Genomic DNA, 19727 nt, shown 5'->3' with positions numbered 1-19727 from the left:
GCAATTTGTTTAGGCGCAAAGAGTTGATGATGTGAACGCGTTTAAATCTGAGTGTGATCATCATTGACTAGCTCTTGAGCACTAAGATAAATTGAGGAAGAGTATGACATAAGTCGGGAAAAATAGAGAGGTTAGGCCAAACTTTAACTTTTGGCCCACCCCCCCACAATTGATTTTCTGTTCTACAAATCATCATTCTCTGTCTAACTTAAAAAGTGCATACTCACTCATTGGTCGTAGTTGTCTTACCTGCATAGTATTCATCTTCGATTTTTTTGTATGCCCCAGAATCAACTTTGTCGATGGCAGTTGCAATTTGTTCCAAGCTGCCTGCATAATCATAGTTTTGATTGAAAAGATGATATGACTTATCCGATGCTTGAGCAATTTCAGGATAACGTAAACGGTATCGATTGGCATATTGTAACAGGCGTTCTGTTAAGGATGCACTGTCGATGATATCGTTTGTTTTTTCATTAAGTACATCCAAATCCGATTGCGTATCAATCAAAAGCTTGGTTATTTCATCTATATCAATCTTAACTTGCTTTAATTTATCCGATAAATCATCGATTTCAGCATTTACAGCATAAAAATAATCTAAGTATTCCTTGGACAATCCTGGCAAGTTTAACTTTTCAAGATCTCGTTTCATACCGTGGATATCAAAATCAAAAAGGCGAACCGCTTTATGAGCTTCTTGTTCATCATTCCATAGAGATTGCACACCATCACCAATCTTAGCTTGTTTTTCTTCAATATTTTTGAGTTCTTCAACTTGTTTAGCTTGATTTTCTTTAATATCAGAATATACAATTAATTCCTGATTATTGATTTTTGCTTGATAGTCTGCAAATCCTTGCTCAATTACCTTTAAGTCTTTATCAAGTTGTTTTGCATTTTCTACTTCATTATGATTAAAAGTATAATTTTGATTCAAGCGATCAAGCTCTATTAATAATTCGCGCTGATTTTTTCTTGCATGAGCAATGAATTTCGCAAATGTTTCCGCTCTATCTTCAACTTCACTTTTTGCCTTCATTTCTAATTCGAGCTCATCATATGCTTCATTGATTTCCTGATCAATTTTTTTATCTGTTTCTTTTGCATTGTCCAATTCCAATGCGCTCAAATTAACAATATTTGTTGCAATTAAGGTTTGAATGTTACCAATCTTTTTGTCAAAATCCGTTGTAAATCCATATTTGGCAGCAGACAACTTGTCATATACTTCCTTTATTTCAGTTATCTGTTCTGGATAGACATTCTTCACACTGCGGTATAGCGGGGGGATAACTTTAATTGCATTTTCTAGCAGAGCTGTCTCTTTTTTTAATATTTTCAATATCTCAGCTGACTTCACATAATCACCTAAAGTAGTTGTTTGACTATAACTATCAAAAGTTTTTTCAATTTCAGCTAAATTCTCCTCGAGCTTATCAATACTGGGGCCAAATGAAAAATTTTTTGCAAGCAGTGTCTTACGAATATTTTGATACTTTTTTTCTAGTTCCTTGGTCCTTTTTTGATGTTCTTGATTACTTTTTTTGAATGTCTGTAAATTTTGTTTTGTTTCCTTTTCAAGCTTAACAGCAGCTTCAAGCTTAGTATTAAGGAGATTTAATTCCCTTCTAACTTCAAAAAAGCGATAATGGGTATTTGCATCTACCAATTCCGTTAGGTGTTCAGATATCTGAGGTAATTTGTGGTTAACCATATATAAATAATTTTGTTTTGTCTCCTCAAATTGAGTAAGCGACTCCCCAGATAGTCTGATTTTCTCCGTACTAAGAATCTCTTCATGCATTGAAGACTCAACAAGATTATTCACTTGCTCCTTCTTCACCGCAATCTCAGAACTATTTTTCCGCTGCAAATAAAAAAAAGAAAAGTAAGCCACCACTGCGACTATTACAATTGCACTCAAAATTAACGTCATCAAGTCCTCACTCCTATGTAAAATACACTTTTTGTTCCCTTACAGTAAGATCTAAAATCCTACCACACAAAAAAACTTGTCTAATTACCTGTTTCAATCTAAAATCTATTTAATTATATCATAGTATATATTGACATACACTAGATTAGTACAACTTGAATGGGAGTTTTAAGATGAAAAATACACTTTTGGGTCAACAACTAGATTCATTGCTGACAAATGAGACTAATTTTGTTGCAAATTTAGCAAATACCTCTGCTTTAATTTTTGATAGTTTTTCAAACATCAACTGGGCCGGTTTCTACCTTTATGAACACAAAAGCAATGAATTAATTCTTGGACCGTTCCAAGGAAAAGTTGCCTGCATGCATATTTCAATTGGCAAGGGTGTCTGTGGCACAGCATTTCAGGAAGGAAAGGACTTAGTAGTAGCCAACGTCTTAGCATTTCCAGGACATATTGCCTGTGATGCAGCGAGTCGCTCGGAAATCGTTATCCCACTAATCAAGAATGGTGAAAAAATTGGAGTCCTAGACATAGATGCACCTAGTGAGAATCGTTTTACAGAAGATGATCGACAAACATTGGATTCTTTAGTTCAAATACTGCTTAATCACTGTGATCAGCTTGACTAATAATCAATTTTTAGCTATACTACTACCTGTGTAAAATATGCAGCAGTCTGCGGTAAGCTCGTCAACAGTTCGTTGCCCTCTTCGGTTCAGTTAGTAACTCTTCAGCTGCAAGGGTGAACACTGCAAAACAAACTGCACGAATACTAAGTAGATAAGCCTATTTTACTCCAAAAAAAATTATTGGAGGAACTTTTTTATGTCTCGTTATACAGGTCCAAGTTGGAAAGTATCACGTCGTTTAGGTATTTCATTGACTGGTACAGGTAAAGAATTGGCACGTCGTCCATATGCTCCAGGACAACACGGTCAAAATAACCGTCGTAAGTTGTCTGAATATGGTTTGCAATTACGCGAAAAACAAAAACTTCGTATGATTTATGGCCTTTCAGAACGCCAATTCTCAAACCTTTTCAAGCGCGCTGGCAAGATTCGTCAAGGTCGTCATGGCGACAATTTCATGATTTTGCTGGAACAACGTTTGGATAATATGGTTTACCGTTTAGGTTTAGCTACAACTCGTCGTCAATCACGTCAGTTGGTAAACCATGGTCACATTACGGTTAATGGCAAACGTGTTGATATTCCTTCATACGAAGTTTCTGTAGGCGATGTAATTTCATTACGTGAAAAGTCAAAGAACTTGCAAATCGTGAAGGATGCTCTTGAAGCAATTGTTGGTCGTCCACAATTTGTAACTTTTGATGAAAACAAGCTTGAAGGTTCATTAGTTCGTTTACCAGAACGTGAAGAACTTGAAGCTGAAGTTGATGAAGCTCTTATCGTTGAATACTACAACAAACTTTAATAACCGGCTTTTTGTCAGTTTGGTCAGATTCTCTTATGAGTCTGGCTTTTTTAATCCAATCATTCAGCAGCCAATAATATAATGCTATACTTTACTTATGAAAGGAGTTAGATTATGCTCAAACCTTTAGCTTACTGTATGCGCCCTACGAACATCGATGAAGTTGTCGGACAGCAGCATCTAGTTGGTGCAGGCAAAATTATCAGGCGAATGGTCGATGCAAGAATGTTATCCTCAATGATTCTCTATGGCCCCCCCGGAACTGGAAAAACGAGTATTGCCAGTGCAATTGCAGGTTCAACCAAATATGCTTTCAGGATGCTCAATGCGGCAACCGATTCTAAAAAAGAACTGGAAATCGTCGCTGAAGAAGCCAAGATGAGTGGTACAGTCATCCTTCTACTTGATGAAATCCATCGTTTAACTAAGCCCAAACAAGATTTCTTGTTGCCTCATCTTGAAAGTGGACGAATAATCTTAATTGGTGCTACAACTGAGAACCCTTATATAGCAATCAATCCTGCCATAAGAAGCCGGACACAAATATTTGAAGTCAAACCACTAACTGAAAGCGACATCAAGCAAGCTGTTGAACGAGCATTATCTGATACAGTTAATGGTTTAGGAACGCTTGATGTTACAGTAACATCTGAAGCACTGAATCATCTTTGTCGTGCTACAAACGGAGATTTACGCAGTGCCTTAAATGCACTTGAATTAGCAGTTAAGTCTACCCCACCAGAAAATGAAAGCAAAAAAATAAAAATTATTTTACCGATTATCGAGGAATGCTTGCAACACAAAGCGCTTGTCCAAGATAAGGACGGGGATGCACATTACAATGTAATCTCAGCTTTCCAAAAATCTATTCGTGGCTCTGATGCAGATGCGGCACTTCATTACCTTGCACGTCTGCTTGCTTCGGGTGACCTAATTAGTGTTAATCGCAGACTCTTAACTATTGCATATGAGGATATTGGCTTAGCGAATCCCCCTGCCGCTGCAAGAACTGTTTCAGCGGTGACTACCGCTGAAAAAATCGGTCTACCTGAAGCTAGGATTCCTTTATCAGTCGCCGTAATCGATCTCTGTCTGTCACCCAAATCAAATTCTGCAATAACTGCTATCGATAAAGCACTCGCAGACATCGAACATGGTGGCTATGGTGATGTCCCTGCCCATCTAAAAGATGCACATTATCAAGGCGCTGCAAAATTTGGTCATGGAATTGATTATCTGTATCCACATGATTATCCGCACGATTGGATTTCACAGCAGTATCTACCTGATCCAATTAAAAATAAGAGCTATTACGAGCCAAAAGATAATGGGCGCTATGAGACTGCATTGAAAGAACAATATGGACGCTTAAAAAAGATGCAGAAAAGCAAAAAGTAACCGTTAACATTTGAAAAAAATATAATCCTATGGTAATATATAACCATAATCTGAAATGTACGCGTTGTCTCACAATGTAAGGTTGACCGAACACTTATATACCTTGGCTTTTGAAATATTCTGTAGATAACATGCCTGTGTTGTGTAGGAAGTTAGAAGCTGAATTATCAGAAACCACCTGCTTGTTTGCGGGTTCAACTACAGAGACGATTAACGGCATTAGACGGATTCCAAAGTTCATTTTTGGAAGAGAGGGCTGTACTGAAACGTTTGTTTTGGCACAGTCCTTTCATTTTGCGTATATAAACTTCTTTGCTATGCAAGAAATTACAGCGCACACTAATATTGTTTGTGAGGAATTGTGACGATGAGTACAATCATAAATTTATTCATATCTATACTTGGAATACTGTTGCTTTTTATTGGCTTATATTTACTGAAACACAAAAATAAACCATTTATGCTCTTTCATCCTGAAAAGCATACAGATTTAAGAATTATTATTCAAGTTACTGGCATACTTCTACTGCTGCTTGCATCTTTAACCTTTATAAGTCTGTTACTCAATAATCAGGTATTCGTATCCGTTATCCTAATTCTTGATGTAGCAATTATTCCAATCTTACCAATTTTAATGCTTAGCTATATTGAGAATTAATTCACTATAATCTATCATTTTGCTTTAAATTTCTAGTAAATTGCAGTAAAATAAGGGTGAAAGATGAAAGGGTGATTTGTATGTTACAACAATATAAAAATATTCTAGTACCTGTCGATGGTTCTGAGGAGGCTGAATTGGCCTTCGAAAAAGCCGTTGCTGTTGCAAAGAGAAATGGCAAAGAAGCACACCTAGAGTTACTCCATGTTGTTGATACACGTGCCTTCCAAAATATTTCAAGTTATGATGCCAGCATGGTGGACGAAGTTGTTGCGACTGCCAAAAAAAAGATTGAAAAATATATTAGTGATGCCAAGGCTGAAGGCGTTGAGAATGTGTCTTATTCTATCGAATATGGTGCACCGAAGACTATTATCGCTAAAGACAAACCCACTGAATTAAAAACTGATTTAATTATGATTGGTGCTACCGGTCTAAATGCAGTCGAACGCTTGCTTTTGGGTTCGGTCACAGAGTATGTCACAAGGACTGCAAGTTGTGATGTCCTTGTTGTTAGAACGAATTTAGATAACAAAAAACCTGAAAAATAAAGTTGGCTAGTTTATCCAATTTTCTATGAAACTAGTTAAAGTTTAAACCTTAAAGTGCTCTATAATAGTTAGACAAAAATCTAATTATTATAGAGCACTTTTTTATGTCCAAATATACATGTGAATTCAAAATTAAATTAGTTCAAGAGTACTGGAATGGAGATGTTTCTTACTCTGAATTGTAAAGTTACATTCTTGTCCCATAAGGCTATTTACTGCCCACATTATCTTTTTTTATTTCACAATTTACTAGATGGTCATCAACCATTCCTATTGCCTGCATAAACGAATAAATAATCGTTGGCCCAACGAATGCAAAACCCTGTTTCTTCATATCCTTTGCGATTTTTTGCGAGAGTGCCGTTTGTGCAGGTACTTCTTCACCAAATTCCCAGTGGTTAATAATTTGCCTATTTCCAATAAAATTCCACAGATATTCGCCAAAATCAAATCCTGTCTCTTTTTTTAATCTAAGTAAATTTTGTGCATTTTTAATAATGGCCCGAATTTTTCGCTGATTACGGATAATTTCTTTGTTAGTCATCAACTGTTGAACGTCTTCTTCGGTCATCTCTGCAACTTTTTGTATCTTAAAATCATAAAAAGCAGCTCTAAAACCAGCTCGCTTTTTCAGGATCACTTCCCACTTCAAACCGGCCTGCATTATTTCAAGTGAAAGCATCTCAAATAAGACTGCATCACCCTTTTTTGGAACCCCCCACTCCTTATCATGATACGCCATCAATAAATCATTCCCCATTGCCCACGAACATCTCATCAAATTCCTCCTTCACCATGTAAAAATATACGCAAAAAATTAGCTATCTTCTCTAATACTAACAAAAAAAGATGGGAGTGTGCCATAAGTGTACTGCCTTAAAAAAGTTAGACGGAGAGTTTTGACTTATGAAACACGTTTATACGGAATAAATAAAGGAGCTGAATCAAAATTTAACTTTTGACCCAGCCCCAACTCTTAATTGATTCACAATAAACATATTCTCTCAAAACTAGGCGACTACAAGTTCTCCTAGTGAAGCACAATATGCACACTACCGCGAAATCATACCAACTCAGATATCACTTTTATTTAATCTCGTCTTTTTTTTCTGGTAACTTTTCTTTTCCAAGATCAACGAAATCATAATGCAGTCTTGCGTTATCATCAAACTCTTCAAGCGCTAGTTCAATTAATTGATCAATTAAATCACTGTAGTTAATGCCTGATACAGCCCATAATTGCGGATATAATGAGATATTTGTAAATCCAGGCAAGGTATTAACTTCACCAAAATAAGGTACATTATTGCTATCAACCAAGAAATCCATCCGTGCCAAGCCACGATTATCCAACACACGGAAAGCGTCTAACGACATCTGCTTGATCTCTGCAGTCAAATCTGCTGGTAATTCAACTGGCATCTGGAATTCAACACCTGAAGCATCGACAAATTTGTTATTGTAATCATAGAAAACATCGTCATCTGGTATCTTAATTGCACCAAGTTTTGAAGCCTTAGCACTGCGATTGCCTAATACTGAACATTCAACTTCGCGCGGATGATCAATTGCCTCTTCAACAAGCAGTTTAAAGTCATAATGAAAACCTTCTTTGACAGCTTTATCAAACTCTGCTTGATTTTCAACCTTGTAGATTCCAACTGAGGAGCCTTGACGCGCCGGTTTGACAAACATTGTTGCTCCAAGTTCCTTGCTACATTTTTCGTAAGTATATTCTGCTTGATTTTCTGGAGTAACCACAACGTATTTTGTATTGCGAATACCATGAAGGGTTAGTAACTGCTTTGTTAAGTCCTTGTCAAAAGACACACCTGAAGAAGTGATTCCACTACCAATCCAGGGCTTGTTCAGTAACCTAAATAAGCCTTGAACCGTCCCATCTTCCCCCATATTGCCATGAATAACTGGGTAGAAAACATCAATATCTTTCACTTCAGAAATATTTTGAATGTTTGCAAGCGGGTTAGAAAAATCAACAGTTGCGGTTGCTTCAGCAACAACTTTGTCCTCATCTTCCCCATTAAAAATTCTCATTGAATCTTTGTTTCCTAAAAGGTAGCCTTTTTTTGTGAACATAAATACAGAAACATCGTACTTATCCTTATTCATTCCATCATAAATGTTGTGCGCAGAACGTTTCGAAACAGCATGTTCTGATGAGTTACCTCCAAAAAGCAATGCAATGTGTAATTTCTTTTTTTCCATGAAAATTCCCATTCCTATCGGTTATCTTATTATACGGTCTTCTATATATACGGTGATATAAATTTAGTGGCTAGGTCAAAAATTAAATTTTAAACTAGTCTCCTTATGGACTTTGGATAAACGTGTTCCATAAGCCAAGCTTCTCCGTTAACTACAAATTCTACCGACTTAAGCCACGCTTTCCTTATAGAATATTACCATGATTAGTTCATTTTGTCAGTTGAAATACTCCAATTGGTTATATAAAAACTCCTATTGAATTTTTCTGTAGAAGTACTGGGTCAATAATTAAATTTTATCATCTTTTGTCACACTCCCCAGCATAGTTAATTTACCAAGCTTTCCCCGCTATGTAAAGAACTTCATTTACCTATTATTTACACAATCTTTTCTTTAAAAAAAAGTAAAAAATTGTTAATATTAAGTTAGAAACTAAAATTGAGGTGAATATTGTGGCAAAGAAGCTATATGGCATCATTTATATGACTCCGAGACAACTTAAACTCTCTATCGTTGATTTAAACGATTTCTCAATTGTAGAAGATGTTACATCTAATTTTTATAGCAACCACACATATGAATATCAACATAATGTCCAAGGTATCACAATGGCACTTAACGGTTTCTTACTCATTCTAAAGGAATATGGTGTCAAAAATTATCGCTTTTGGGGTAACCAGCAATCCTTGGATGAAATCAGTGCACGTTATTTAGGTGAACAAATCTATGTTCGTACGACATTACGCGTCCATTGGCTGAACACGAGCCAGCTAACTTATTATAAGGCCGCTGCAATTATTACACATTTGGATAATTTTAAAAAAATTAGTTCTTCCTTGACATTCTTATTAAGTCTTGGCTCTGAGCGAGTTTCCTTATCTCAATTCAGTGACCAAAAATTCACTTCTACTTGGAATATCGACTTAGGTTCAGCACAACTTTATGATGTTAATGCAGCGCTAAAGCCTAGCACAAGTAACCCGATGGCTTTACTTGAAGATTACATTGGAAGTAAGCTTGAACATCTTAAACATGTTTTTGCAAATCAAACCATGTCTTCTAATCTGATTTTACAAGATTCGTTAATAATTAATAAAAAGTTCATTCCAACTGATCAAGCATCTTATACTATGCCACTTGAAGAATTTAAAATGCTCTACCAAAAAGTTACCAATGCTTCTGACCAATTTTTGATGGATTATTTTGAAATTGATGAAAATGAGATAACAAGTATTGCTTCATATTTTTTATTGTTGTACCAAATTGTCAAATTGACTAAAGCACAAAATATTATTTTGACCGACATCACAGTTTCCGATGGACTCGCAATCGATCGTGTCCAACGTACTGGACTAAAAAAACAAAACTTCGATGAACTAATTTTAACCACCGCTGAAAATATGGCCACGCGTTATCTTACAAGCAAATCACACAGAGAAAATGTTACTATGATTGCTCTGCATTTGTTTGATCAATTAAAAAAGCTGCATCATTTGGGTAAACGAGAACGTCTGTTACTGCATGTATCTTGTATTCTTGCCGATATTGGCAATTATATTAATCAACAAGGTCATTACAATCATTCTGCTTACATTTTGCAGTCTACAAAGGTTCTGGGACTATCAAATACTGAAAATTTGATTATTGCTGAAATAGCGCGTTACCATAGCAGTGAAGCCCCCTCTGCAAGCGAGGTTCATTTTAAAAACCTTAATCCAGATGTTCAAATGAAGGTGGCTAAGTTATCTTCTCTTTTGCGTATTGCAGACGCTCTGGACGACTCACGTGAAGAAAAGATTCAAAAAATTTCAGTATCACTACGCGAAACAGAATTAATTATTTTTGCATATTCAAATCAGAATATTGCCTTAGAACAATGGTCCTTCACCAATAAGGCTCAACTTTTCGAAAAAGTATTCGGCCTAAAAGCTACTCTAAAACAACGGAGGCAATTACAATGAGCAAATTTGATAAGCAAACTTATTTCAAAAATCGCGAATTAAGTTGGTTGGAGTTCAATGAACGTGTCCTTGAAGAGGCTCGTGAATCTGAGAACCCCCTGCTTGAACGCGCAAATTTTCTTGGAATCACACAAAGCAATGTTGATGAATTCTTTATGGTCAGAGTTGCTTCATTGAACAAGATGTATTCTGTAAACATCGAAACTACAGACGCTTCTGGAATGACTCCTAAAGAACAAATCGATAAAATTAATGAAAAAGAACAAGAGATGGTTACACGCCGTTATACAACATATAATCGTTCGCTTATGCCACAATTGGAAAAAAGTAATATCAAGATAATTACTGCAACAGAGGCTACTGCAGAACAATATAAATTCATTCAACGTTATTTTAACGATGAATTATATCCAGTTCTGACCCCTTTAGCTGATGATTCTTCTCGTCCGTTCCCGTTCATCAGCAATAATTCACTGAATATTGCAGTCCGTCTCCACGAGACTGATAACAAAAAGCATCGACGCTTCGCAACCGTAAGAATTCCTGATGTCTTCGCAAGAATTATTAGACTTCCGCATGAAGAAAATACTTTCATGCTACTTGAAGATATTATCAAGGAATTCATCGGTAATCTCTTCATTGGATACAAAGTCAGTGATGCTTCTACATACCGTGTTATTCGCGATATGGACCTAGATGTTGCTGAAGAAGATACTTCAGACTTGCTCAGAGAAGTCCAACGGCAATTAAAAAAACGCGAACACGGTGGCGTAATGCGCTTAGAAATTGAAAACTCAATGCATAATCGATTAAAATCAAGACTAATTGAAACCTTAGATATTGATAAAAAAGCAGTTTATGAAATTAACGGTCCGATTGACTTGACCTTCTTAAAAAAATTGCCTGGACTGGTCGAGGGTCATCCTGAATTAAGATATTCAAAATTCAGACCGTTTGTTGATCCAGCGTTAGCAGACAACAAAGATTTCTTTGCGTCCATTAGAAAAAGAGACTTCTTTATGCACCATCCCTACGACTCCTTTGGCTCAGTCGTAAACTTCATCGGTCAGGCCGCAACCGATCAAAATGTGTTAGCTATCAAAATGACACTCTATCGTGTTTCTGGCAAGTCACCGATTATTAATTACCTGGGACTCGCAGCACAACATGGTAAACCAGTCACCGTGCTTGTTGAAGTCAAAGCTCGCTTTGACGAGGAAAACAATGTCCAGTGGGCCAAGCAGCTTGAAAAGATGGGCTGCCACGTAATTTATGGTCTCGTTGGATTAAAGACACACTGTAAGATTGCATTAGTTATTCGGCATGACAATGATGGAATCCGTAGGTATATTCATCTTGGAACTGGTAATTATAATGATGTGACTGCTAACTTCTATACCGATATGGGAATTATCACCGCTAACGGCGACATTGGAATCGATGCCTCTAATTTATTTAATATGCTGTCAGGTTATTCAGAGCCACCATATTTCCATAAATTGCATATCTCCCCTAAGCGTATTCGGTCATTCATTAATAAAAAGATTGATGATGAAATCTTGGCTGCAAAAGCAGGACACAAAGCCACCATCAAAATGAAGATGAACTCTTTGTCCGATCAGGAGATTATTGAGCATTTGTATGAAGCTTCTGCGGCTGGCGTCAAAATTCAATTGATTATTCGCGGAATATGCTGTCTAAAGACCAATATTCCCGGTGTTAGCGACAACATAGAAGTTCATTCAATTGTTGGCCGTTTCCTTGAACATAGTCGTATCTATTACTTTTATAACGAAGGAAATGAAGATGTCTATCTTTCTAGTGCAGATATGATGACTAGGAATCTTAATCGGAGAGTAGAATTACTATTTCCTGCATTAGATGATAATATCAGACAGAAAATCATTTCAATTTTTGGGACAATGTGGGATGATAATGTTAAGACACGGACGTTGCAAGACAATATCTTTACACATATAGATCGTCGTGGTCATACACGTCTGAATGCACAAGAACACTTTATAAAAGAGGCAGAACAAAAAAATCAATTGCTACTGGATCAGCAGCGTGCAGAAAAAAGGAATACTTCAACTTTTATTCCGATGACTCATCACGACGTTTCTCCACAACTGCCCGGTAGTGGTAAGGAGGAATAAAGAAATGATTAATTTTGCGGTGATTGATCTTGGATCTAATTCAGTCAGAATGACTATAACTCAGATCAATGATGATGGTACAACCAAGGTTACTCACCAATTAAAAGAAATGGTTCGTCTTTCAGAAAACATGGGTGCAGAAAAGGTCCTTCAAAAAGAACCTATTGAACGGACACTTGAGGCACTTGAAAAATTTGAAACGGTTTACGAAAAAATCCCTCATCTTCATATTGAAGCTTTGGCAACTGCAGCTGTTCGAGTTGCAACCAATCAAGCGGAATTCTTGAAACTTGTAAAAGAAAAGGTTGGCATTGACTTCGAGGTAATTACCGGTGAACGCGAAGCCTATCTAGACTTTTTGGGAGTAACTCGGACTCTCGATGTTGGCAAGAATTGCCTAATTATTGACACGGGCGGTGCAAGTACCGAATTGATTCTGGTAAAGCAAAAGCAAGTAGCACACCTAATAAGTCTCCCACTCGGATCCGTAACTATCTCTCAAGCGTTTAACCTTGACAACAAGATTAAAGCTTCTGAATTGTTTCTCGCAATGACTGATGTAGAAAAAGCCTTGACAGATGTTGACTGGCTAGTGGATGCTCACAAGACAAACCTCGTAGTTCTGGGCGGAAGTAATCGTACTTTGGCAAAGATTGCCCGTCGCAAAATTGATGCCGAAAATCCGCCAGACGTTCATGGCTTTACACTGAGCAGTGATGCTGCTTTTACTATCTTTGCTGAACTAGTAGACTTGGATAAGAGTGAACGAGAGAAGATCCCGGGGCTTGCAAAGGCTCGTGCTGACGTTATTATAGGTGGTCTTATGCCAATTTCCCTAATTCTGCGGACACTACATATTCCACAAATACTATTTTCAAACCATGGATTGCGTGAAGGTGCATTATTTGATTTCATAGATAAGAAGCAGCAATAATATTCTGTATTTCTAAAGCACATAAATGTCAAAATATGTAACAGGGTTATTCGCAATAAATAGAGGCTGAATCAAAATTTAACTTTTGACTCAGTCCCTATTTTGTTTTGGATAAAAACATATTCTCAAAATTGTATCTCATGAACTTGTCTTAAGAATCAGACTCATTTTTGGCACACAAGCTGAGAAAACACTCTTCAATCTGATTAAGTGAAAGCCCCAGCTCAGCAACGCCAAACTTCAGAAATAGATGCCAGGCATGTTGGAATGAGTTAGATTGATGTTCAAAATAACTTTGATTGAGCATCTTTTGTAAAATCAAATAAATCTTTGCAAATGATTGTGTCTTCCACTTACCTTCAAGTTCGTGTAATTCCTCATCAGATACTAATAACAAATATGTCCATTTTTTATCATTAGCTACTTGAAAAAAAGGAATTAATGCTTCGCAATATAAGTCCAAAGTTTCTACAGAATCTCCAGTGTCCTTGTCAGCAACCAGTGTTTGCTTGAAAAGTTCTCCTATACGATAGTTCAACTCAAAATAAGCATTCATTAACTTATTAGCAGGAATTCTTTGTTCAATTCTATATTCATGACCAATCTGACGAAAGCGAACTGCATCCGTTAGTTTTTTAATATCCATTATTTAATGCTCCTCATGTGTATTCTAGTTAAAATAAAGAGCGTCTGATTGAATCTCTAGTGTAGCCAAATTATCAAGATACCATGATCTCAAGAATTCATAACGTAACAATACATCAAACCAAGCAACTTCATGTTGTTGATCGTAAACCTTGATTCCCCAGCCTAGATCAACATCCTCTTCATAATTATGTTGTTCAAATAATTCAATAACAATTCCATGGTCGAGTCTCAAAATTGGTGAGCTATTCTCCCCTAATTCGAGCATTCTACCACCATTTCCTGCTTCAACAAACAGTTGGTCAATAATCGAACGTGGAAGATTCGCATCTGCTAATTGGTAAATCGCACTGTTTGAAGGATCAAGCAACGTAAAATCAACGTCAAATCCATAATCTTCCTTCAAGAAATTACCAATATCCAGCAGGTAATTTGCAAAGCCCTTAATAGCTTCCTTTCCAATTGAGTCATGGTATTCAACCAATAACAATTGTGTTACAGCACGACTATTGAAACGCAGCACATGTTTCTCAAAATTCAAATAGAATAAAGCTTCACCAGTTGCCTTTTCTGTGTAGTAGGCTCCACCTTGAACAGCATTTTCTAACTTAAAGATAAAATAACCAGCTGAATTAATCCCTGGGAATTCATGATAAAGTTCATCGTATCGTTCAGAAGATTGTAAGATTACACGTTCCCTGCTATGAAGCGCTAAGAGACGATTAATAAAGATTAAATAAAAATCAGATTGGCTGTACTGCTGCGGAAAGGTCAAGTATGCAGTGTCCAATTGATATGTACTCAAGGCCTGTGCTGCTTCAAACAATTCATCAGTGTGGGTTGTTGTAATTAGCTGATCCAATAATTTTGTAAAATTAGCTCCATTTGCAAGTCCATCCTTTAACTGATTATTATAAGAAATTAATCTACCAGAGGTACTCAAAGTTGTTGCACTTTCGGTGGGTTCAACATCTGAACTATTCTGGGGTCTAAAAACTTCGGTTGGTTTTTCATACTCTCTACTCATTCGTATTCATCCTCCCGTTTGTCGCTATTAAATCGGCAATGTAATCACGATACAAGGATTCGCAGCGGGCTTCGAAAGCATCAAAACTTCCGAATTTAGCGATAATACTTTGTTTCTCATAACCAATCAACGTATCTTCCTTAGACAATTCAAGCACTTTTTTCTCATTATCTTTGATTAAGCGGTATGCGTCTTGTGCCTTTTCATCCTGTTCAGTCAAGTTTGAAAGCTGATTGACAAGCTGCTGTTTGGCTTCTTTTGCTTTAGAAGCCTCCCATGGCATAACTTTTTCCTGCGCAGCCTTCTTTAATTGCAATCTGATTTTTTCTTTCTCTCCATCTCTTTGTTCCTGTGAATCAATCAAAGCCTGCAATTGATCCGCCTGACTTGACAGCATGCCAATCTTGTCGCTATTCAAGCGCTTGCTCTGGCTTTCCAATTCAAATGCTCTTCTTAGCTTTTCATATTCAGCAGGATCAAAAATGAACTGGGCTTTAATGATATTTAATTCACCAAAGAGTCGGCGATCCCACCAATTACCAAAATAAAATTGAAATTTGCCTAAATCGATTTGTTCAAAATAAAAAAATGGATACGTTTCTGCTAAGTACGCTAAGAGGTTGGTACTCAAATACTGGCTTAGTTTAGCCGCAATATCGCTTACAAGGTTCTCATTGTCAACATCCGCACTGCCATGTCGCGCTTGGATGATCTGTTCTGAATAGCGATCACCATCAATTAATTGGTACACCAAACGATCATTTTTGTTATCTATCGCTGTCGCCAATGTCTGCAGATAGCGAATCTTGCTAGCAACAGCCTTTGTGAGTTCTTGTGTTGCCTGCAAGTACTCTCCATTACTCACTGTATTACCATTTGCCAAAATAATCTCCCCTTACACTTATGATTTCTACTTATAATTCGTGCTTATTTTTTGAAACCTTAATAAGATTAAACAAATCCATTATAATTATAACATTTTAATCCTAAATCCCCCAATATATGGGATTCATCGGCTTAAATATTTTCTTCTATAATCCTGAACCCCTGCCAAAATAAAATTAGACTTATCTTCTTGATAATCAAGTTCAATATTTTCTACATCAAAAACGTGATTTTCAAAAAGTTCTTCATATTCTGCAACAGAAACAGCTTGCCGCTTATTCAATATTGCCTGATAGTCGACTCCAGCAAGACCTTTTTGATAATCAGTCTGTAATATACCGGAAAAAAACTCGGCTTGTGCACCCGAACCATAACTGAAGAATCCGATTCGCTCACCACTTTTGATATTAGGACTATTAACAATCAGTGATAAGAAGCTCAGATAAAGCGAACCTGTATAGAGATTTCCAACTTCACGATTGAACTGTCTTGCATATTCAAATTCTCTGAGCAAGCGACTACTATCTTCAATTGAGGCATTCTGAAGTATCTGTCTAAGACCTTTCAGTCCCATCTTGGTGTACGGCAGGTGAAAAAGCAACGCACCATAATCTTGCGGTTGATAGCCTGTTTTTTGCAGTTGTTCATCCCAAACGTTCTTCAAGAAATCAAGATATACTCCAGCAGAATACTTACCATCTACTAAAGCCTTTGAATGTCCCAATGGACGCCAAAAATCCATAATATCTTCTGCATATGCGGCCGTTTCATGCTCTAATTCAAGAATCTTGGGTTTACTGCTGATAATCATTGCAATCGCACCCCCGCCTTGTGTTGGTTCACCTGGAGTATTAATCCCATAACGAGCATTATCAGCACCGATTACCAAGACCTCAGTTTCAGGATTCAGTGCAATGTATCCCTTTGCAAGTTGAAGTGCAGCAGTTGCACCATAGCATGCTTGTTTCAGTTCAATCGTTCGAATCCGCGGCAAAAGACCTAACAAATCAGCTAAATATATTGCAGCTCCCTTTGAATTATCTATTCCAGATTCAGTTGCAAAAATAACATAACTTATTTTTTCCTTGTCTGCTTGACTGATAATTTTTTTTGCTGCGGCTGCAGCCATTGTTACAACATCCTGTGTCGGACGAATTACTGCCATCTTGGATTGTCCGATACCAATCAGATATTTATTCGGGTCTTCATGGCGTGCGTACGCTAGATCCGCCATATCTAAGTATAAATCAGATGTGGCAAAGCCTATTTTGTCAATCCCAATTTTCATTAGTTTCACTCCTCGCTTCTGAAAGCTATTAATTTAATAATACACGAAAAAAAGTCTCTAATGGTAAAATTCCAATAGAAACTTTTATGAATTATTTACAACAAAAAAAGCGTTAGTAGATATTATTTAGCCTTTTAGCAGTCTCTTTTAATACATGCGGCTTTTGCCAGAAAAAGCCTTGCTGCATGTCAAGACCGCTAGAAATCAGTGAAGTCGCAGTAATCTCATTATCAATTCCCTCAACCACAAATTCAAAGTTATATTTGTTTGCTAAATGAAACCATGCTTTTAAAAAAAGATAAGTGGCGTCATCTCTCAGGCCCCTGAAGGCAACCAAGGATATCTTCAGTCTATCGATATCTTGCAAGTTATTAGCTACAAATTGCAGTGAATTTTGTCCAGTACCTATATCATCTACTACGGTCTTAAAGCCCATTTTTTTTAACACAGATAGTGGCGATTTTTTGAAAAATTTGTCCTGTGCTGCAAATTCTTTATTAAGCGGAATCGCCTCAGTAATTTCGACAGCAATTCTACGACACTCAGGTAAAATACTATCTATAAAAATCCATGTTCTTGGATATTTAAACTGTTGTGGATCGATATTAATGTCAAATTTATAATTTGGAAACTTCTGTAGCAAATAATTAAATTCTTTTTCGAACCACTCGATAAAAACATTATTGTAAGCTTCACATTCAATCAACTTCCTAAAAGCATTAAAAGGAAACTTGTTATCTCTTTTAGAACGAATCAAAACTTCATAGTCAGCAACCGATTCAATCAACTGGCTTGATCTAATCCTTATAATAGGTTGACAAACTAAATAAAATTGTTGCAATTCGTCTACTATACAAACACCATCTTCTGTCATTTGACCATTCCTTTAAAAGATATAATTATGAAATCAGCGGTCTGTAGCGTAACTTTCGCTTTTAACTTAATAAAAATTACATACGTTATTAAAAACTTGAAAAAAGCAACTTTCATCTAATAACATTGTACATCAAAAAGATGTATTAAGATGCATATTTATTAATTTAAAAATTAGGTAATTATTCTAGGCGCTATAAACATATATCGGAAATAAAACAGAATTTTAAATACCCTAATCATGATTATCTTTAATAAGTTCTAACAACAGGAACATCAATGTGATTTCATTATAACACCGATAATGACACCTAAGACAGATAAGGCAATCCCCAATAAATAACTAATGCTTGCATACCACCATGCATATATACTCTTTTTGCTTCCAAACAATCCTAAAATTTCCGTATTCATTGTTGAAAATGTTGTAAACCCGCCTAGTATACCAACTCCTATTATTAAGTACGCAACTTTAATCGTTGCTAACCCATATAATGTTCCCAATAAGAATGAACCAGATAAATTAATTAGTAATGTAGCCGTCGGCCAAATCGTTCGTGATTTCTTTTTAATCACTGTAGTAATCAAATACCGCAAAACAGATCCTAAGGCTGCTCCAATCCCTACAAGATATATCACATCTTATTCCTCCATTTCATACTGTGCCCACTTAACTTACCAAGCTTCTTACCGCAAAATGCACTCAAGTATCCGCCAGCAATACTTATTGTCAAGTAGGTCAGCATATATGTATTCGAATGTAATTCAGCAAGTTTGACGACATCTAAACAAAAGCTTGAGAAAGTCGTAAAGGAACCAATTAATCCAGTTCCCAGTCCAAGTGTAACCCAAGAAGCCGGTGTTCCCGACTCAAGCAGGAAATAGGTTAGAAAGGCTAGCAAAAAGCAACCAATAATGTTGACAATGATTGTTCCGTTGAAAGCAAACCAGACTCCCAGCAAATAACGGAGAATTCCGCCAATAAATCCAAAAAAGGCTATGCTCATGATATTTTTAAAGTTGATCATTATTCTCCCCTCCCAATACTTGAAACAAAATCAATAATGAAACAGTTCTGCTAATATGATAGTAATACGATGTGCTACAATTAGATAATCAATGATTATTATGAGGTGATTTATTTGAAAAAAATTGCAGTATATTGTGGTGCATCAACTGGCAATAATCCACACTTTAAAGATGCTGCTGTCGAACTCGCCAAATGGATTGTTTCGCATAACTACGAACTAATCTACGGCGGAGGAAAATATGGATTGATGGGTACATTGGCCAACACCGTCCTAGATAATGGCGGAAAAGTCACTGGCATAATCCCCAAAAATTTATTCGACCGCAATGTTACCCTTGCAAGCATCACAAAACTTGAAGTTGTTTCTGATATGGCTCTGCGCAAAAAAAGAATGATTGAACTAGCAGATGTTTGCCTAGCACTTCCCGGTGGAGCTGGAACACTTGAAGAAATTGTCGAGGCATACTCATGGGCCCGCATTGGCGACAATCCCAATCCATGTGTGTTGCTGAATATTGATCACTATTATGATCTACTTGAACAATTCTTCAACCAGATGGTAGATAAAGACTTCTTGAGTACTGCACATCTAAATAAGTTATGTTTTGCAAAGTCTCTGAATGAAGCAGCAGCATTTATCCATACATACTCTCCACCAAAACTGGTCCCCTGTCAATAAAATAGACAATTTAAATAGAGACTTTTTTGTCCTATGC

At 36.6% G+C, this 19727-nt stretch carries 19 protein-coding genes and 1 other RNA gene; 10 read left to right on the top strand and 10 right to left on the bottom strand.

From position 1 onward, the window contains the following. Positions 1 to 223: 223 nt before the first annotated feature. Positions 224 to 1939 carry a septation ring formation regulator EzrA gene (gene ezrA / locus ABF682_RS06715; protein ID WP_415619348.1) on the bottom strand — a complete coding sequence of 572 codons (1716 nt, stop codon included), beginning with the start codon at positions 1937 to 1939 and terminating at the stop codon, positions 224 to 226. Between the two features lie 173 nt (positions 1940 to 2112). Between ezrA and ABF682_RS06710 the strand changes: the two genes are divergently transcribed. From ABF682_RS06710 to ABF682_RS06685, 6 genes are all read left to right on the top strand, one after another. Beyond that, complete coding sequence (locus ABF682_RS06710) at positions 2113 to 2574, top strand: GAF domain-containing protein (protein WP_289978444.1); 462 nt, start codon at positions 2113 to 2115, stop codon at positions 2572 to 2574. A 196-nt stretch (positions 2575 to 2770) separates the two neighbouring features. Next, positions 2771 to 3379, top strand: coding sequence for a 30S ribosomal protein S4 (rpsD, locus tag ABF682_RS06705; protein ID WP_289978442.1), 609 nt, complete (start codon positions 2771 to 2773; stop codon positions 3377 to 3379). A 114-nt stretch (positions 3380 to 3493) separates the two neighbouring features. Then, positions 3494 to 4777, top strand: coding sequence for a replication-associated recombination protein A (locus tag ABF682_RS06700; protein ID WP_415619347.1), 1284 nt, complete (start codon positions 3494 to 3496; stop codon positions 4775 to 4777). Positions 4778 to 4821: 44 nt separating this feature from the next. Then, positions 4822 to 5011: non-coding RNA, 6S RNA (ssrS, locus tag ABF682_RS06695), on the top strand. Positions 5012 to 5144: 133 nt separating this feature from the next. Beyond that, a complete protein-coding gene (locus ABF682_RS06690) occupies positions 5145 to 5435 on the top strand; it encodes a hypothetical protein (RefSeq protein ID WP_289978440.1) in 291 nt (96 codons plus the stop codon). A gap of 80 nt (positions 5436 to 5515) precedes the next feature. Further along, positions 5516 to 5986 (top strand): universal stress protein, encoded by a 471-nt coding sequence (locus ABF682_RS06685; protein WP_289978437.1) that lies wholly within the window; start codon positions 5516 to 5518, stop codon positions 5984 to 5986. A gap of 208 nt (positions 5987 to 6194) precedes the next feature. Here the strand turns inward: ABF682_RS06685 and ABF682_RS06680 are convergent, their stop codons facing one another. Together ABF682_RS06680 and ABF682_RS06675 are read right to left on the bottom strand one after the other, a co-directional pair. Continuing rightward, a complete protein-coding gene (locus ABF682_RS06680; RefSeq protein WP_415619346.1) occupies positions 6195 to 6764 on the bottom strand; it encodes a DNA-3-methyladenine glycosylase I in 570 nt (189 codons plus the stop codon). Between the two features lie 308 nt (positions 6765 to 7072). Next, positions 7073 to 8212: a D-alanine--D-alanine ligase family protein gene (locus ABF682_RS06675; RefSeq protein ID WP_415619345.1), complete on the bottom strand. Its 1140-nt coding sequence runs from the start codon at positions 8210 to 8212 to the stop codon at positions 7073 to 7075. A 452-nt stretch (positions 8213 to 8664) separates the two neighbouring features. Here ABF682_RS06675 and ABF682_RS06670 point away from each other — a divergent pair, with 452 nt between their 5' ends. From ABF682_RS06670 to ABF682_RS06660, 3 genes are read left to right on the top strand one after another with little or no spacing between them, the layout of a single operon-like run. After that, positions 8665 to 10173 (top strand): exopolyphosphatase, encoded by a 1509-nt coding sequence (locus ABF682_RS06670; RefSeq protein WP_289978431.1) that lies wholly within the window; start codon positions 8665 to 8667, stop codon positions 10171 to 10173. Next, positions 10170 to 12329: an RNA degradosome polyphosphate kinase gene (locus tag ABF682_RS06665; RefSeq protein ID WP_415619344.1), complete on the top strand. Its 2160-nt coding sequence runs from the start codon at positions 10170 to 10172 to the stop codon at positions 12327 to 12329. Before ABF682_RS06670 ends, ABF682_RS06665 begins: the two co-directional genes overlap by 4 nt. A 4-nt stretch (positions 12330 to 12333) precedes the next feature. Next, positions 12334 to 13263, top strand: a complete 930-nt coding sequence (locus ABF682_RS06660) for an exopolyphosphatase (RefSeq protein ID WP_415619343.1) — start codon at positions 12334 to 12336, stop codon at positions 13261 to 13263. A 151-nt stretch (positions 13264 to 13414) separates the two neighbouring features. Here the strand turns inward: ABF682_RS06660 and ABF682_RS06655 are convergent, their stop codons facing one another. From ABF682_RS06655 to ABF682_RS06625, 7 genes are all read right to left on the bottom strand, one after another. Further along, positions 13415 to 13909 (bottom strand): hypothetical protein, encoded by a 495-nt coding sequence (locus ABF682_RS06655; protein WP_415619342.1) that lies wholly within the window; start codon positions 13907 to 13909, stop codon positions 13415 to 13417. 24 nt (positions 13910 to 13933) lie between these two features. Beyond that, positions 13934 to 14935, bottom strand: coding sequence for a hypothetical protein (locus ABF682_RS06650; protein ID WP_415619341.1), 1002 nt, complete (start codon positions 14933 to 14935; stop codon positions 13934 to 13936). After that, positions 14928 to 15818, bottom strand: coding sequence for an exonuclease SbcC (locus tag ABF682_RS06645; RefSeq protein WP_415619340.1), 891 nt, complete (start codon positions 15816 to 15818; stop codon positions 14928 to 14930). The genes ABF682_RS06650 and ABF682_RS06645 overlap by 8 nt, the downstream gene beginning before the upstream one ends. A gap of 126 nt (positions 15819 to 15944) precedes the next feature. Continuing rightward, positions 15945 to 17108: a hydroxymethylglutaryl-CoA synthase gene (locus ABF682_RS06640; RefSeq protein WP_415619339.1), complete on the bottom strand. Its 1164-nt coding sequence runs from the start codon at positions 17106 to 17108 to the stop codon at positions 15945 to 15947. A 112-nt stretch (positions 17109 to 17220) separates the two neighbouring features. Then, entirely contained in the window at positions 17221 to 17982 is a 762-nt protein-coding gene (locus ABF682_RS06635) for an EAL domain-containing protein (RefSeq protein ID WP_415619338.1), read from the bottom strand. Positions 17983 to 18257: 275 nt separating this feature from the next. Beyond that, the gene (locus ABF682_RS06630) at positions 18258 to 18620 is read right to left on the bottom strand and encodes a fluoride efflux transporter FluC (RefSeq protein ID WP_289978418.1); all 363 of its coding nucleotides are present in this window, start codon (positions 18618 to 18620) and stop codon (positions 18258 to 18260) included. Continuing rightward, entirely contained in the window at positions 18617 to 19009 is a 393-nt protein-coding gene (locus ABF682_RS06625; RefSeq protein ID WP_415619337.1) for a fluoride efflux transporter FluC, read from the bottom strand. The genes ABF682_RS06630 and ABF682_RS06625 overlap by 4 nt, the downstream gene beginning before the upstream one ends. A gap of 114 nt (positions 19010 to 19123) precedes the next feature. Between ABF682_RS06625 and ABF682_RS06620 the strand changes: the two genes are divergently transcribed. Further along, positions 19124 to 19690: a TIGR00730 family Rossman fold protein gene (locus tag ABF682_RS06620; RefSeq protein ID WP_415619336.1), complete on the top strand. Its 567-nt coding sequence runs from the start codon at positions 19124 to 19126 to the stop codon at positions 19688 to 19690. The last annotated feature ends 37 nt before the right edge of the window (positions 19691 to 19727 follow it).

Source organism: Liquorilactobacillus sp. (genome assembly GCF_047719775.1).
Classification (GTDB): Bacteria; Bacillota; Bacilli; order Lactobacillales; family Lactobacillaceae; genus Liquorilactobacillus.
This window is presented reverse-complemented; position numbering and strand designations above follow the sequence as displayed.

Bases quoted from the DNA above. Each gene is read 5' to 3' on its own strand.
- ezrA (WP_415619348.1), bottom strand. From the start codon at position 1,939: ATGACGTTAATTTTGAGTGCAATTGTAATAGTCGCAGTGGTGGCTTAC.
- ABF682_RS06710 (WP_289978444.1), top strand. From the start codon at position 2,113: ATGAAAAATACACTTTTGGGTCAACAACTAGATTCATTGCTGACAAAT.
- rpsD (WP_289978442.1), top strand. From the start codon at position 2,771: ATGTCTCGTTATACAGGTCCAAGTTGGAAAGTATCACGTCGTTTAGGT.
- ABF682_RS06700 (WP_415619347.1), top strand. From the start codon at position 3,494: ATGCTCAAACCTTTAGCTTACTGTATGCGCCCTACGAACATCGATGAA.
- ABF682_RS06690 (WP_289978440.1), top strand. From the start codon at position 5,145: ATGAGTACAATCATAAATTTATTCATATCTATACTTGGAATACTGTTG.
- ABF682_RS06685 (WP_289978437.1), top strand. From the start codon at position 5,516: ATGTTACAACAATATAAAAATATTCTAGTACCTGTCGATGGTTCTGAG.
- ABF682_RS06680 (WP_415619346.1), bottom strand. From the start codon at position 6,764: ATGAGATGTTCGTGGGCAATGGGGAATGATTTATTGATGGCGTATCAT.
- ABF682_RS06675 (WP_415619345.1), bottom strand. From the start codon at position 8,212: ATGGAAAAAAAGAAATTACACATTGCATTGCTTTTTGGAGGTAACTCA.
- ABF682_RS06665 (WP_415619344.1), top strand. From the start codon at position 10,170: ATGAGCAAATTTGATAAGCAAACTTATTTCAAAAATCGCGAATTAAGT.
- ABF682_RS06660 (WP_415619343.1), top strand. From the start codon at position 12,334: ATGATTAATTTTGCGGTGATTGATCTTGGATCTAATTCAGTCAGAATG.
- ABF682_RS06655 (WP_415619342.1), bottom strand. From the start codon at position 13,909: ATGGATATTAAAAAACTAACGGATGCAGTTCGCTTTCGTCAGATTGGT.
- ABF682_RS06650 (WP_415619341.1), bottom strand. From the start codon at position 14,935: ATGAGTAGAGAGTATGAAAAACCAACCGAAGTTTTTAGACCCCAGAAT.
- ABF682_RS06640 (WP_415619339.1), bottom strand. From the start codon at position 17,108: ATGAAAATTGGGATTGACAAAATAGGCTTTGCCACATCTGATTTATAC.
- ABF682_RS06635 (WP_415619338.1), bottom strand. From the start codon at position 17,982: ATGACAGAAGATGGTGTTTGTATAGTAGACGAATTGCAACAATTTTAT.
- ABF682_RS06625 (WP_415619337.1), bottom strand. From the start codon at position 19,009: ATGATCAACTTTAAAAATATCATGAGCATAGCCTTTTTTGGATTTATT.